Source organism: Nocardia sp. NPDC046473 (assembly GCF_040645995.1).
Lineage (GTDB): Bacteria > Actinomycetota > Actinomycetes > Mycobacteriales > Mycobacteriaceae > Nocardia.
This window is the reverse complement of sequence record NZ_JBEYZJ010000001.1, coordinates 680,639-694,653: the sequence shown is the minus strand read 5'-3', so window position 1 is coordinate 694,653 and position 14,015 is coordinate 680,639. Positions and strand designations below refer to the sequence as shown.

General features: G+C 67.5%; 12 protein-coding genes. 7 read left to right on the top strand and 5 right to left on the bottom strand.

Annotation, left to right across the window (positions count from 1 at the left end; translation table 11 throughout):
• Positions 1-25: 25 nt before the first annotated feature.
• On the top strand, positions 26-769 hold the full coding sequence (gene yaaA / locus ABZ942_RS03355) for a peroxide stress protein YaaA (protein WP_357378570.1): 744 nt from the start codon (positions 26-28) through the stop codon (positions 767-769).
• 160 nt (positions 770-929) lie between these two features.
• Here yaaA and ABZ942_RS03350 read toward each other — a convergent pair whose 3' ends face one another.
• Complete coding sequence (locus ABZ942_RS03350; RefSeq protein ID WP_357378568.1) at positions 930-1,559, bottom strand: metal-dependent phosphohydrolase; 630 nt, start codon at positions 1,557-1,559, stop codon at positions 930-932.
• Positions 1,560-1,951: 392 nt separating this feature from the next.
• Between ABZ942_RS03350 and ABZ942_RS03345 the strand changes: the two genes are divergently transcribed.
• Positions 1,952-2,362 carry a hypothetical protein gene (locus tag ABZ942_RS03345; RefSeq protein ID WP_357378566.1) on the top strand — a complete coding sequence of 137 codons (411 nt, stop codon included), beginning with the start codon at positions 1,952-1,954 and terminating at the stop codon, positions 2,360-2,362.
• Between the two features lie 159 nt (positions 2,363-2,521).
• Here the strand turns inward: ABZ942_RS03345 and ABZ942_RS03340 are convergent, their stop codons facing one another.
• Together ABZ942_RS03340 and ABZ942_RS03335 are read right to left on the bottom strand one after the other, a co-directional pair.
• Positions 2,522-3,199 carry an NAD(P)-binding domain-containing protein gene (locus ABZ942_RS03340; RefSeq protein ID WP_357378564.1) on the bottom strand — a complete coding sequence of 226 codons (678 nt, stop codon included), beginning with the start codon at positions 3,197-3,199 and terminating at the stop codon, positions 2,522-2,524.
• Between the two features lie 85 nt (positions 3,200-3,284).
• On the bottom strand, positions 3,285-4,883 hold the full coding sequence (locus tag ABZ942_RS03335; protein WP_357378562.1) for a PucR family transcriptional regulator: 1,599 nt from the start codon (positions 4,881-4,883) through the stop codon (positions 3,285-3,287).
• 137 nt (positions 4,884-5,020) lie between these two features.
• Between ABZ942_RS03335 and ABZ942_RS03330 the strand changes: the two genes are divergently transcribed.
• The 3 genes from ABZ942_RS03330 (at position 5,021) to ABZ942_RS03320 (ending at position 8,446) form a co-directional block, all read left to right on the top strand.
• Positions 5,021-6,511 carry a CoA-acylating methylmalonate-semialdehyde dehydrogenase gene (locus ABZ942_RS03330; protein WP_357378560.1) on the top strand — a complete coding sequence of 497 codons (1,491 nt, stop codon included), beginning with the start codon at positions 5,021-5,023 and terminating at the stop codon, positions 6,509-6,511.
• Between the two features lie 55 nt (positions 6,512-6,566).
• A complete protein-coding gene (locus ABZ942_RS03325) occupies positions 6,567-7,934 on the top strand; it encodes an aspartate aminotransferase family protein (RefSeq protein WP_357378558.1) in 1,368 nt (455 codons plus the stop codon).
• Between the two features lie 98 nt (positions 7,935-8,032).
• Positions 8,033-8,446, top strand: a complete 414-nt coding sequence (locus tag ABZ942_RS03320; RefSeq protein ID WP_357378557.1) for a PPOX class F420-dependent oxidoreductase — start codon at positions 8,033-8,035, stop codon at positions 8,444-8,446.
• Positions 8,447-8,465: 19 nt separating this feature from the next.
• On the opposite strand, the gene ABZ942_RS03315 is transcribed toward ABZ942_RS03320, so the two are convergent.
• Positions 8,466-9,926, bottom strand: a complete 1,461-nt coding sequence (locus tag ABZ942_RS03315) for an MFS transporter (protein WP_357379352.1) — start codon at positions 9,924-9,926, stop codon at positions 8,466-8,468.
• A 165-nt stretch (positions 9,927-10,091) separates the two neighbouring features.
• A complete protein-coding gene (cobA, locus tag ABZ942_RS03310) occupies positions 10,092-11,282 on the bottom strand; it encodes a uroporphyrinogen-III C-methyltransferase (RefSeq protein ID WP_357379351.1) in 1,191 nt (396 codons plus the stop codon).
• A gap of 239 nt (positions 11,283-11,521) precedes the next feature.
• Between cobA and ABZ942_RS03305 the strand changes: the two genes are divergently transcribed.
• Both ABZ942_RS03305 and ABZ942_RS03300 read left to right on the top strand, forming a co-directional pair.
• Entirely contained in the window at positions 11,522-12,493 is a 972-nt protein-coding gene (locus tag ABZ942_RS03305; protein WP_357378556.1) for a hypothetical protein, read from the top strand.
• 94 nt (positions 12,494-12,587) lie between these two features.
• On the top strand, positions 12,588-13,973 hold the full coding sequence (locus ABZ942_RS03300) for a cytosine permease (protein ID WP_357378554.1): 1,386 nt from the start codon (positions 12,588-12,590) through the stop codon (positions 13,971-13,973).
• The last annotated feature ends 42 nt before the right edge of the window (positions 13,974-14,015 follow it).

Genomic DNA, 14,015 nt, shown 5'->3' with positions numbered 1-14,015 from the left:
TCACAGCGCATTACCGTTATCGCTCGTGCTGGTGCTGCTGCCTCCCTCCGAAACCAAGTCCGACGGTGGTACGGACGTTCCGCTCGACCTCGGCGAGCTGTCGATGCCGCAGCTCACGGCGGTGCGCGACCGGCTCATCGATGAGGTCACGAAGCTAGCGACCGACCCGGACGCCTCGCGCGCCGTCCTCGGCCTCGGCAAGGGGGCTGACAGCGAGATCGCCCGCAACGCGGCGCTGCGCACCTCCCCCACCAGGCCCGCGCTCGAGCGCTACACCGGCGTGCTCTACGACGCGCTGGACGCGAGCTCGTTCACCAAACCGCAGCGCGCCAAGGCGTACGCGCGGCTCGGCATCGGCTCCGCGCTGTTCGGTGCCGTCCGCGCGAGCGACCCGATTCCGGCCTACCGGCTGTCCGGCGGCTCGAAACTGCCCGGGCTGCCGACCCTTTCGGCCGTCTGGCGCGACTCGCTTGCCGATGCCCTGCTCGACGAGGCTGCCGGTGATCTCGTTGTCGACCTGCGATCAGGTACCTACCAGCAGCTCGGCCGTGTTCCCGGGGCCGTTACCGCCAATGTCCTCACCGAGCATCCCGACGGCTCACGCACTGTGGTCAGCCACTTCAACAAACACCACAAGGGCCTGCTCGCCCGCGCCCTGGTTCTCACCCGCGCCGAGCCCACAGACGTCCGTGGCCTCGCCAAGGTCGCGGACAAAGCGGGCCTGCGCGCCGAAATCGCCTCGCCCACGGAGCTATTGATCATCACTTGAGCGGCCTTGCCGGCAGCGAAATCTATTGGCGCCTGCGCACAGCCGCACCACTTACCCGTCCCACGACTGTCGATGCGGATCGACAGTCGCGCAGCTTGTTCCCTCGATCAGCCTTGCCACATACAGCCCGGCGGCGAAGCAGGCTCGCCCTTCGACCGCGTCAGCCCGCCGACAGCATCGCCAGTTCACGGTCGAGGTTGGCTCGCGCCGCCGCCTCGAATCGTGTTCGGGCAGTGCTGGTTCGGAAGAGTCTCGGCTGCCGGGCCAGACCTTGGAGTACGGCCGCGCGACCGGCGCGGAACAGATCGTCGGGCACGTGCCGGTACTCGGCCCTGACCGCGACGGTGTACGCGGCGTACCCCGCCTCGTCGGCCGCCAGCACCGCGAGGTCGGCATCGCACAGGACGCCGCCGTTGCGGTCGTCGTCGGCCGGATCGTGAGTGGCGGTGAGGCGCACCAACCTAGCGATCTCACGGACGAGTTCTGGTGCGGCACGGAGGGATTCGAGAACCTCCTCGGCCAGCACCGCACTGCGCTCCTCGTTGTCCGCCCGATCGACCGCGTAGATCGCGTCGTGAAAGAACGCCGCGTACCGAACCGCGTCGACATCCTCGGCATCCCCGGCCAGCTCATCGATGACGCCCAACATCGCAGCCAGGTGATCCACCGTGTGGTACCGCCGATGCTCTTCCTGATAGCGGCGGACCAGGTCTGCCCCGACCGCCCCGGCTTCGGCCCCCGCAAGTGTCGCCCAACGCTCGAGCAGGTCTGTCTCCGCGGATCTCCCCATCGACACAGTCTGCCGAGCCACCCAGCCACCGACAATGCGCCGACTCTGTGGCCTACAGCACATCAGCGGACCGACTGTGGAAATGAGATGCGCTGATCGCCTTGGGGTCGTACCGCAACCCGGGAGCTCGGGGTTGCCGGAACAAGAAATTCGATTGCCCGAGCCGAATAGTAGTGCATTGCGCCGTAATGCGTGGCGAAACGGTGGCCATCGATCGCCAGAGCGGTGATGTGATCTTCGAATACGTCTGACAGGACGGTATTTACAATTCGACAGTAGCCGCGATTTCGAGTCATTCGTTCAACGGACAACCATTGCAGGAACGCCACTAACCCTCGTATGGTAGCCATTATATCCAGTCATGACGCATGATGCATTTTAAGGTTGCTGATATGAGATTTACCAATCGACCGAGCGCGACCTGCAGTAACTTTGGTACAAGAAGTAAATTATCTGCGCGATGGGTGTCGATTCCGGTAGCAATTGCGGCTACCTTGCTCGTTGGCTCGCTGGCGGGCATAGCGTCGGCGAATGCTCAAGATACCGGCGTAAATATGCAGGAACAGTGCGAGAAGCAATTTCCACCGATTCCGCCGCTCGCTGGTGCGTATGCGTACATCGCCGACCAACACAGCGCTCACAGTTGGAAGTGCGGCTACTACGTTGTGGTCGTTGGTGAGCCGGTGCCGGAGGTGGTCGATGACCTGAGCATCGACGTGCAAGCTTTCTGCAATCGCCATCACGCTGGTCGAGCGATTGTGCTCGATGAGGGAAACCCTTATTCGTGGCGGTGCCGCCCCTGAGGGTTTGACGTATTGACGGACCGTAGGTAATCAACCTTATGACACGGCGCTGAACTACCGCTCTTCCGGTCTCAACACTGCGGTGTGCGAATTGGGCGGCATTCTGGAACCCGGGAGCAGGCGACGCTCCCGGGTTCGAGGTAACCGATACTTCCCGCGTTACCGCTGAGCCGCGTCCACCAATGCGCGAATCTTCGCGGCGCCGGCGGGCGCACCGGCGTTCTCCCAGAACGGAAGTCCGGATGCGTACACGTCCGCGTAGACGGGCGTGTTCACTTGGAAGCGCCAGCTCTCACTCAGCGGGCCGACGTCGACGGTGTCGTACCCGAGCACGTCGAGCAGTTGCGCCGCAGCGGCTTTCGCGGCCGGGTCGTCGCCCGCGATCGGCAGCGCCGTGCGATCCGGCGAGCCGACGGGGCGGGCCAGCGTGGCGAGGTGCCCGAAGTAGATGTTGTTGAACGCCTTGACCACCTTCGAGGTCGGCAGATGCCGTTGCAGCAGTTCGCTGCTCGTCGTGCTCCCGTCCTCGACCTCGGGGAAGGTGCCGTCCCGATCCGGATAGTAATTGTTGGTGTCGAGCACCACCTTGCCCGCCAGCGGCGCCACCGGCACCTGGCGGTAGTTGCGCAGCGGCACGGTCACCACCACGATGTCCCCCGCCGCGGCCGCCTCCTCGGCGGTCGCCGCGCGCGCCCGCGGGCCGAGGTCCGCGACAAGATCGGCCAGGGTCTCGGGGCCACGCGAGTTGCTGAGCACCACATCCAGCCCCGCGGCGATGGCGAGCCGCGCGACCGTGCTGCCGATATTCCCGCTACCGATCAATCCAAGGGTTGTCATACACCGTCGAACGACGCTACGACCTGCGATGTTCCCGTGGACGACGGGCGGCCGGTCACTGCCATGAGCCGCATCACAGACGCAGTCACGGTACGTCGGCGGTGGCGGTGAGGTCGCGGATGAGCAGCGCGGCGTGCAGCGACGTGCGGGATTCACCGTCCTCCAGATCGACGGCGAGGATGCGCTCGATACGGGCCAGCCGGTCATACAGCGTGGGCCTGCTGATGTTGAGCCTGCGCGCGAGTTCGGTCTTGTTGCCCGCCAGGTCGAGGAACTGGCGCAAGGTGCGGGTCAGGTCGGCGGTGTGCCGAATGTCGTAGCGCAGCAACGCACTCAGCTCGGTCTCGGCGAAGCGTTGCACGCCGGGTTCGTTGCGGATCAGCGAGAGCAGTCCGCGCAGCCGCACGTCGCCGCTGCGGTAGAACGGCCGCGGCGCCGAAGTCGCCAGCGACAGCGCCACTTCCGCGACGTGCGCGGCGTGCGGCAGCTCGTGCGCGGTGTCGAGCAGCGAATCCGATTCCGCGCCAACGCCGATCACCACCCGCTCGACGCCGTCCACCCGGCGCACCTCGCCGGTGATCGCGGTACACGCGACCGTCAGGCTCTCGTCGAGGTCGCCGCCACGTGGCAGCGCCAGAATCATGCCGACCCGGTCGCCCTGGTCGGCGGCGGCGAGCGCGGTCAGCTTCGCCAGCCCCAGGCCGTGCGTGACCGCGTCGAGGATGCCCGCGGCCCGGCGCTGCCTGGCCACCGGATCGGTCTCCGCGATCGCGGCGATATCGATGGCCAGGGGCACGTAGGCGGCGCGGCGCGCCAGGCCGAGCGCGGCGGCCCGCGCCACCGCGTCCCGCTCGTCCAGCACCCGGCCGTTGACCATGTCGTCGATGAGGCCGGTCTGTGCCTGGCGGTGCAGGCCGAAGCGGTCCTTCTCGATCATCCGGTGCAGGGTGAGCGTCTGGGCGGCCCGTTCCAGCACCATCGTGGCGCGGGCGGTCGGCACGTCGTTGGCGGGCAGGATCAGCCGTCCCCACCGCTGGGTGTGCGGGCCGACGGCCACCGCGTCCCAGCCGTCGGGCAGCAGCCGCGAGGTGGTCTCCCAGTCGTCGAGCAGCGCCGAGGTGGACGCGTGCTTGGCGGTGAGCGTCAGCACTCGATGCGACAGGTCCTCCAGCACCACCGACGAATCGAGCATGTCGGCAGCGGTTTTCACGATTTCGGCGAGCGAGGCGCGGCGCACGCTGAGGTCGGTGAAGGTCTCGTGCACGGTGCGCGCGAACTCGAGTTCGGCGTACTGCTCGGCCACGATGACCCGGTGCACCGCCTCGGTGATCTCGACGAACCGGGTGATCTTGTGCAGCACGATCAACGGCAGGCCGAGCGCGTCCGCGGTCGCGGCCACGACCGGTGCGAGTTCCGGGACGTAGCCGCCCAGCTCGATGACCAGCCCCGCGACCCCGGCGGCGGCGAGCGCGGTCAGATAGCCGACCGTCGCGATGTCGCCGTGGCTCATGGCCTGCCCGGTGGTGAGGATCAGCTCGCCGCCGACCAGCAGCTGCGCCACATCCGCCACATCGCTGACGTGCACCCAGCGCACCGGCCGATCCAACGATCCGCCCGCGACGACCTCGGGTTCCCCGGCGCGCACCACCGGCATCGCCAGCACATCGGCCACAGAGGGAAGCACCGACGAATCGTAATACGAAATCCGAAATCGCGTACAGATCGTCGGGTCATCCAGGAAGGTTGATGCCGGAGAGTAGTACCGAGGAGGCGTCCATCCCGCCGACGCACCGCCACGCTCACGGATCGAATCGAGGAGACATGCAGACAATCGCGCACTGGCTCGACGGCAAGGCTTTCGCAGGCACCAGCGAGGCGACCGCACCGGTGACCAATCCGGCGACCGGGGTGGTGACCGGACAGGTCGCGCTCGCCGATGTCGCGGACACTCGCGCGGCGATCGATGCCGCCGCCGATGCCTTCCCGGCCTGGCGGGACACCTCACTGGCACGGCGCACCCAGATCCTGTTCCGGTTCCGCGAACTGCTGAACGAGCGCAAGGAAGACCTCGCGAAGCTGATCACCGCCGAGCACGGCAAGGTGCTCGCCGACGCGATGGGCGAGGTGAGCCGCGGCCTGGAAGTAGTCGAATTCGCCTGCGGCGTACCGCATCTGCTGAAGGGCGGCTACACCGAGAACGCGTCGACGAAGGTGGATATCTTCTCCATCCGCCAGCCGCTGGGCCCGGTGGCCGTCATCTCGCCGTTCAATTTTCCGGCGATGGTGCCGATGTGGTTCTTCCCGCTGGCCATCGCGGCGGGCAACACGGTGGTGCTCAAGCCGAGCGAGAAGGATCCGTCGGCGTCGCTGTGGCTGGCCGAGCTGTGGGACGAAGCAGGTTTGCCCGCGGGCGTTTTCAACGTGCTGCAGGGCGACAAGGTCGCGGTCGACGAGCTGCTGGACAACCCCGCCATCAAGGCGGTCTCGTTCGTCGGCTCGACCCCGATCGCGAAGTACGTCTATCAGCGCGGGACCACCGCCGGCAAGCGGGTGCAGGCACTCGGCGGCGCGAAGAACCACATGGTGGTGCTGCCGGACGCCGACCTGGATCTGGCCGCCGATGCCGCGGTGAACGCCGGATTCGGTTCCGCGGGTGAGCGATGCATGGCGATCAGCGTGGTGGTCGCGGTCGGCGACGTGGCCGACGAACTGGTCGGCAAGATCACCGAGCGGGCCGGCACCATCAAGACCGGCGACGGCACCCGCGGCACCGACATGGGTCCGCTGGTCACCCGCGCGCACCGCGACAAGGTCGCCGAGTACATCGCGGCGGGTGAATCCGCCGGCGCCAGTGTGGTACTCGACGGTCGCGGGATCGAGGCCGACGGGGCGGCGGACGGATTCTGGCTCGGGCCGACGATTCTCGATCATGTCGGCACGGAGATGAGCGTCTACACCGACGAAATCTTCGGTCCCGTCCTCTCGGTGGTGCGGGTGGACAGCTACGACGACGCACTCGCGCTGATCAACGCCAACCCGTACGGCAACGGCACCGCGATCTTCACCAACGACGGCGGTGCGGCCCGGCGCTTCCACAACGAGGTGGAGGTCGGCATGGTCGGCATCAACGTGCCGATCCCGGTGCCCATGTCCTACTACAGCTTCGGCGGCTGGAAGAACTCGCTGTTCGGCGACTCGCACGCGCACGGCGCCGACGGGGTGCACTTCTTCACCCGCGGCAAAGCGGTGACGACGCGCTGGCTCGACCCGAGCCACGGTGGTATCAACCTCGGGTTCCCCGAGAACAAATAGCCACGGCCCTGAGAACAAGTAACCGACAACCCCAGCGACGCAGGAGAACTCGCCGATGACCCTCCCGAACGGATCGACACCGGAGCTCGTACGCGCGGCGGCCGCCCGCGCGTACGAGCTCGATCGCCGCCATGTCTTCCACTCCTGGTCCGCCCAGGCGCATCTCAACCCGATGACGATCAGCGCCGCCCAGGGCTGTTACGTCTGGGACGGGGAGGGCAACCGGCTGCTCGACTTCTCCTCCCAGATGGTGAACACCAATATCGGCCATCAACACCCGAAAGTCGTTGCGGCGATACAGGAGCAGGCCGCCAAGCTGTGCACCATCGCTCCGCCGCACGTCAACGATGCTCGCTCGGAGGCGGCCCGGTTGATCGCCGAGCGGACACCCGGCGAGCTGAACCGGATCTTCTTCACCAACGGCGGCGCGGAGGCGGTCGAGCACGCGGTGCGGATGGCGCGGCTGCACACCGGCCGCTACAAAGTGCTGGCGCGCTACCGCTCCTATCACGGCGGCACCGAGACCGCGGTCAACCTGACCGGTGATCCGCGGCGCTGGCCCAACGATCACGGCAACAGCGGCGTGGTGCACTTCTTCGGCCCGTTCCTCTATCGGACGCAATTCCACTCGACCGACGAAACCGAGGAAACCGAGCGCGCTTTGGCGCATCTCGAGCAGACCATCGCGTTCGAGGGGCCGAACACCATCGCCGCGATCGTGCTCGAATCCATCCCGGGCACAGCGGGAATCATGGTTCCACCGCCGGGCTATCTGGCGGGCGTGCGGGCGCTGTGCGACAAGTACGGCATCATCTTCATCGCCGACGAGGTGATGTCGGGCTTCGGACGCACCGGAAAGTGGTTCGCGATAGAGCATTTCGAGGGCGTCGTGCCCGACCTGCTCACCTTCGCGAAGGGCGTGAACTCCGGCTACGTGCCGCTCGGTGGGGTGGCGATCAGCCCGGCGATCGCCGCGACCTTCGACGACACCCCCTACCCCGGCGGACTCACCTACTCGGGCCATCCGCTGGCCACGGCCGCCGCGGTCGCGACGATCAACGCGATGGCGGACGAACGCATCATCGAGAACGCGGCCGAGATCGGCGCCCGGGTACTCGGTCCCGGCCTGCGTGAACTCGCCGATCGGCACCCGAGCATCGGCGAGGTGCGCGGCACCGGTGTGTTCTGGGCATTGGAACTCGTCCGCGATCGGGCGACTCGCGAACCCCTCGCGCCCTACGGCGGAACGAGTCCGGCGATGAACGAGGTCGTCGCCGCGTGCAAGGCCGCCGGGCTGCTGATGTTCGTCAACTTCAACCGGCTGCACGTGGTGCCGCCGTGCATTGTCAGCGAGGCCGAGGCCAAGGAAGGGCTGGCCATTCTCGACCAGACGCTGACCGTGGCGGACCAGCACGCTTCCTGAGGACACCCGTCCTGGCGCGGGCCGGGGCCGACCGCATGGTCGGTCCCGGCTTTCGCCGGTCCGGAATGCCGTTGGCGCCCGCGGTGTTCCACCTGTGCGTGACCGATACCACTGAGCTTTCCGAAGATCTGAAGAAGTATCTGGACGAGTCGAAGGTGTTCGCGACCGCGGCGACGATCGGGCCGAACGGGCAACCCCACCTGACCGTCATCTGGCTCAAGCGCGACGGCGACGACCTCGTGTTCTCTACGACCACCGATCGCCAACAGGGCAAGAACCTGGCGCGCGATCCGCGGATCACGGTGATGATCAACCCGCCGGAGGAGCCGTACAAGTACGCGGAGATCCGCGGCACCGCGACGCTCACGGCGGATCCGGACAAGACGCTGCCGGACGAGTTGTCGTCGAAGTACACCGGTCAGAAGTACCTGGATTTCAATCCCGCCTCGGTCAACGACGGACCGCGGGTCATCGTCCGCGTGACGCCACGCAAGGTCGCGGGTCGCTTCTGAAACCGCGGGCCCGGCAGGTTCAGGCCTGCTGGGCCTCTTCCTGCGCGTGCTGCGCCTGCGCGAGCTGCTGCGGGGTGAACCGCAGGGTCAACGCGATCAGACCGGCCACGAACGCGACGATCGCACACACGAACAGCACCAGCGTGTAGCCGCTGCCCAGCGCGGCGACCTCGGTCGCGTTCATCTCGGTCACCTTGCCGGTCCGCCCGCCGAGCGACAGCGTGCGCGAGGCCGCGATCGGGCTGAGCAGGCCGATCGCCACCGGCGTCGCCAGGTTCATGAACATCTGCCCCACCGCCGACAGCGGCCCGATGTTCTCGGCGGACACCCCGACGAGCACGCACAGCGGCGCGAGCACCATCGCCATGCCGACGCCGAAGCCGATCACCACCAGCAGCGGCAGCAGCGTGGTCAGGTACTGCACGTCGCCGTCGAGCGTCGAGCCGAACAGCAGGCCGACACCGAGCACGACCGCCGCACCGGCCAGCAGCCAGCGTGGCGCGAAGAGCATGGCGAGCTTGGAGGCCAGCGCGCCGCCGATACCGATGCCGATGGTGAACGGGATGGCCGCGACGCCCGCCTGCAGCGGGGTGTAGCCGATGACGTTCTGCAGGAACTGCGCGACGAAGAAGGTCATCGCGCCGAGCACGCCGCCGGCCAGGAAGATCAGCAGGAAGGTCGCGACCCGGTCCCGGCTGTCGAACAGCGACCAGGGCAGCAGCGGATCGGCGATCTGCCGCTCCATGATCACGAACACCACCAGCAGCACGATCCCGCCGACCAGTGCGCCGATGATGACCGGGTTGTCCCAGCCCATCTCGGGTCCCTCGGTCGCGCCGAACACAATGGCGGCGCAGGCGAGCGTGCCGAGGATCGCGCCGCGCACGTCCAGCGGTGAGCGGTGGTGCGCGGTGTCGGCCAGCTTGTAGATCGCACCGACGATGATCAGGATCCCGATCGGCACGTTGATCAGGAAGATCCAGCGCCAGGACACCTGGGTCAGCGCGCCACCGACGACCAGGCCGCCCACCGAGCCGATGCCGACCATCGAGCCGACGATCGCGATGGCCTGGTTACGCGCCTTGCCCGGCGCGAAAGTCGTTGCTACGAGGGCGAACGCGGTCGGCGCCGCAATCGCCGCACCGGCACCCTGGATCGCACGCGCGGCAAGGAGCATCCCCTCGTTCTGCGCCGATCCGCACAACAGCGAGGCGAAGGTGAACAGCCCGACGCCGATGATCAACATCCGCTTGCGCCCGAATGCGTCACCGAGCCGCCCGCCGAGCAGCATCAGCCCCGCGAACGTCAGACCGTAGGAGGTGACCGTCCACGCGCTACCCGCGCTGGACAGCCCCATCTCCTCCTGCAACCGAGGCAGCGCGAAGATCACGACGGTGCCGTCCAGCACCACCATGAGTTGCAGCCCGCTCAGCACTAGGATGGCGAGCCCGAAGGCCCGCTGCTTCATCGGATACTGCATCGTCGCAGCGGGATTCTCGAGCACAGTGAGCCACTGTACTGACCCGGACGAGCAGCACAATATCGGTGGCCTGCTGGCGCCTACCCGCCTTCTGACATACGCACGCGTGTTTGCGCGGCGAGTCGGTTGTGCGAGAAATCAGAACCCCTGCGGCAGTGGGGCACGTCAGCTGTCCGCGGAGAACCCTGCAGTCGGGCCGATAACCACGATGGCGGGCGGCCGGATACCTTCGTCGCGGACGCGGGCGGCGACGGTGCCGAGGTCGGCGCGCACGACGCGTTGGGTGCGCATCGTGCCTTCTTGGATGACGGTGGCCGGGGTGGTTGCGGGGCGGCCGTTGTCCATGAGGACGGTGGCGAATTGTTCGATGCGTTCGACGGCCATCATCAGGACGATGGTGCCGCGGAGGCGGGCGAGAGCGGGCCAGTCGACCAGGGAGTCGGGGTGGTCGGGGGCGACGTGGCCGCTGACCACTACGAATTCGTGGGTGACGCCGCGGTGCGTGACCGGGATGCCTGCGGCGGCGGGGACCGAGATCGGGCTGGTGATGCCGGGGACGACGGTTACCGGAATGCCCGCGTCGATGCACGCCTCGAGTTCCTCGAAGCCGCGGCCGAATACGTACGGGTCGCCGCCCTTGAGTCGGACCACGAACTTGCCTGCCTTCGCGCCCTCGATCAGCGCGGCATTGATCGCGTCCTGGGCCATCGCGCGGCCGTAGGGGATCTTGGCCGCGTCGATCACCTCGACGTCGGGGCCGAGTTCGGCCAGCAGTTCCGGCGGGGCGAGGCGGTCGGCGACCACCAGATTCGCGCGACCGAGCAGGCGGCGGCCGCGCACCGTGATCAGGTCCGGGTCGCCGGGCCCACCACCGACCAGCGCCACGCCCGGTGTGATCGGGGTCGAATCATCGGTCACCACACCGGATTGCAGCGCCTCCAGCAGTGCGTTGCGCACCGCGGCCGAGCGCCGATGCTGACCGCCGGCCAGCACGCCGAGGGTCATGCCGTCGTAGCGGGCGGTCGCCGGGGTGACCGCGGTGCCGAGGCGCGCGTTGTCGGCGCGCACGCAGAAGATCCGGCGGCGGGTGGCCTCCTCGACCACGGCCGCGTTGGTCTCCGGTTCGTCGGTGCAGGCGATCGCGTACCACGCACCGTCCAGGTCACCGTCCGCGTAAGCCCGCAGCGTCACCGTGATCTGCCCGGAGGTCGCCATTCCCTCGACCGCCGGAGTGACCTCCCGGCTCACCACGTGCACCTCCGCGCCGGAAGCGATCAGCAACCCGAGCCTGCGCTGCGCCACGGTGCCGCCGCCGACTACGACGACCCGGCGTCCGTCGAGATCGAGCCCGACCAGATAGTTCGGGTCGCCCTCATGCGGCGTGGCAGTATCGGATACCGCCTGGTCGGCGGTGTGGTCTGACGTGTTCGGCACAGTTTTCGAGCCTACGGCCTCGGTTCGGCGCGACGGCAATCGACTCGGTCACCGCTGGTCCGAGGCCCGTGCCGAGCCCGGCGGCGGCGCTCGATCAGCGGGAAACGGTCGTGCGCGGACCACCGGCCGAGGCGGCGCTGATCGTTCCTATACTCGGGCGGATGAACCGCTGGAGTCGGACAGTACCGATGGTCGTCGCCTCGATAGCGCTGGCTTTCGTGCCCGCCACAGCCGGTGTGGCGCATGCTGATCCGGCACCGTATGTGCCGACGCAGGGTGTCGAGTCGAAGTACTTCCAGCCTGGTCCGGCGGCGGTGACCGAGCAGCTCGGCTTCGGGTGCTGCGACTCCACCGGGGCGAAGTTCGATGTCTGGTATCCGACCGATCTGGGGGCTGGTCGGCATCCGATTGTGGTGTGGGGTGACGGGACCAACGCGGTACCGGGCCAATATGCCTCTCTGCTGCGGCATTTGGCGTCGTGGGGCTTTGTCGTGATCGGCACCGAGAACCAGAGCACCGGGTCCGGAGCCGACATTCGGAAGTCCCTGGACTACCTGATGGCGCAGGGCGACGATCCGGCGAGCGTGTTCTACGGGAAGTTGGACAAGGCGGCGGTCGGTGCGATGGGACATTCGCAAGGCGCTTCCGGGGTGCTGAACGCACTGCGAGATTCGGGTGGGGCGATCAAAACCGCGGTGCCGCTGGAGCTTCCGGCGCAGCACTTCTGTTCCACCTCGGCCTCCTGCGCCGATACCCGTTCGCTGACAACAGGTTCGGTGTTCCTGGTGAACGGGTCGTCCGATGGACTCATCTCGCCGTCGCAGCAACTGGTGCCGTGGCAGGCGGAGGGCTTGCAGTCGAATCAGGCCTACTACGAGGCGACTCCGGCGAATCTGCCGAAGGTGTGGGGCACGCTCAACGGCCCGAACCACAACGACGTGCAGGGGCAGCCGGACTGCGCGGCCGCGTCGGTGCCGTGCACGACCGGGGTGTACGGCTATCTCGGGTATCCGACTGCGTGGTTGATGGCGCAGCTGCAAGGCGATGCGACCGCGCGCGACGCCTTCCGCACCGGCGGTGAGTTCTTCACACCGTCGCCGAATTGGAGCAACCAGGTCAGCGCCGTCGGCTGAGTCGCTCCGAGTGGGCGAACTGTCCACTTCGTGCCGCCGACTGACGTACGGTTCGTCCGTTGCTCACCGGCCGAGTACCGACGAGTGTTCATACATGGCTTTGACCGATGACACGCCGCTGGCGTCCGAATACGCCGACCGCGTCATCGCGGTGGAACCGGGCGGCAACGAGCACATTCCCGACGACGCCCGGCACGGCGGGCCGCGCCAGCTGTTCTGGACCTGGATGTCGCCGAACCTGGAATTCGCCACCATCTTCATCGGCGTGCTGTCGGTCACCGCGTTCGGGATGAACTTCTGGCAGGCGACGCTCGGTCTCGCGGTGGGCGTCGGGCTCGGCGCGGCAGCGCATTACGTGCTGTCCGCGCGTGGGCCCGCGCATGGCGTGCCGCAGATGGTGTTGGGGCGCTTGGCTTTCGGGTATCGAGGCAATGCGCTGCCCGCGGCATTCATGTCGATCATGTGTGGAGTGGGCTGGTTCGCCACCAACAGCGTGAGCGGCGCGTTCGCGTTGAGCACGCTGACCGGCATGCCGAAGCTCACCGCGCTGATCCTGATCGTGTTGGTGCAGACCGGTTTTGCCGCGTTCGGGCACAACCTGGTGCACGCGTTCGAGCGGTTCGTGTTCCCGGTGCTAGCGGTCGTGTTCCTGGTGGTGACCGTGGTGATCTTCAGCAAGGCCGACCTCGGTGCCGCCGCGCCGTCGGGTGGCGTGGGCGGGATCGGCGGGTTTCTGCTGACGGTCGGCACCGCGTTCGGCTATGCGGGCGGCTGGAATCCGTACGCGGCGGACTACTCCCGGTATCTGCCCAAGACCGTGTCCCGGGTCGCCACCGGCGGCTATGCCGGGGCCGGACTGTTCGTCTCGTGCCTGTGGTTGTCGGCGTTGGGCGCGGCCTCGGCCACCATCGTCGGCTCGGCGCAGGGCAGTCCGACAGATGTGTTCACCGCGAATCTGCCTGGTGTGCTGGCGAATCTGACCCTGCTCGCCATCGCGCTCGGGGCCGTCGCCGCCAATGCGTTGAATGTGTATTCGGGCGCAATGGCATTCGTGACGATCGGCATCAAGCTGCCGATCCGGACGCAACGGGCCGTCGTCTCGATCTGCTTCGGCGCCATCGGATTCCTGGTCGCCTGGTGGGCGCTGCCCGACGCGGCCGCCAGCTATGAGGCGTTCCTGCTGATCGTCGCGTACTGGATCGGCCCGTGGCTCGGCGTGATGTTCGTCGACCAGTACCTGCGCCGCGGCCGCAAGATCAACGACCTGCTCTACGACCGGGCCTACACCAATTGGCCAGGCGTAGCGGCCTTCCTACTCGGCCTGGCGATCTCGGTCCTACTGTTCTCCAACCAGGCCAAGTTCACCGGCTACATCGTCCGCGAACTCCCCGACCTGGGCGACATCACCTTCTTCGTCGGCTTCGTCCTCGCCGCTGGGGCCTACCTCGCACTCGCGCGCCGCCGCGTCACCTCCGCCTGAGCGCGCGGCAAGCAACTGCCGCACCCTCTCTCGGGATCTGCA

Bases quoted from the DNA above. Each gene is read 5' to 3' on its own strand.
- ABZ942_RS03300 (WP_357378554.1), top strand. From the start codon at position 12,588: ATGGCTTTGACCGATGACACGCCGCTGGCGTCCGAATACGCCGACCGC.
- ABZ942_RS03305 (WP_357378556.1), top strand. From the start codon at position 11,522: ATGAACCGCTGGAGTCGGACAGTACCGATGGTCGTCGCCTCGATAGCG.
- ABZ942_RS03315 (WP_357379352.1), bottom strand. From the start codon at position 9,926: ATGCAGTATCCGATGAAGCAGCGGGCCTTCGGGCTCGCCATCCTAGTG.
- ABZ942_RS03330 (WP_357378560.1), top strand. From the start codon at position 5,021: ATGCAGACAATCGCGCACTGGCTCGACGGCAAGGCTTTCGCAGGCACC.
- ABZ942_RS03340 (WP_357378564.1), bottom strand. From the start codon at position 3,199: ATGACAACCCTTGGATTGATCGGTAGCGGGAATATCGGCAGCACGGTC.
- ABZ942_RS03350 (WP_357378568.1), bottom strand. From the start codon at position 1,559: ATGGGGAGATCCGCGGAGACAGACCTGCTCGAGCGTTGGGCGACACTT.
- ABZ942_RS03325 (WP_357378558.1), top strand. From the start codon at position 6,567: ATGACCCTCCCGAACGGATCGACACCGGAGCTCGTACGCGCGGCGGCC.
- ABZ942_RS03345 (WP_357378566.1), top strand. From the start codon at position 1,952: ATGAGATTTACCAATCGACCGAGCGCGACCTGCAGTAACTTTGGTACA.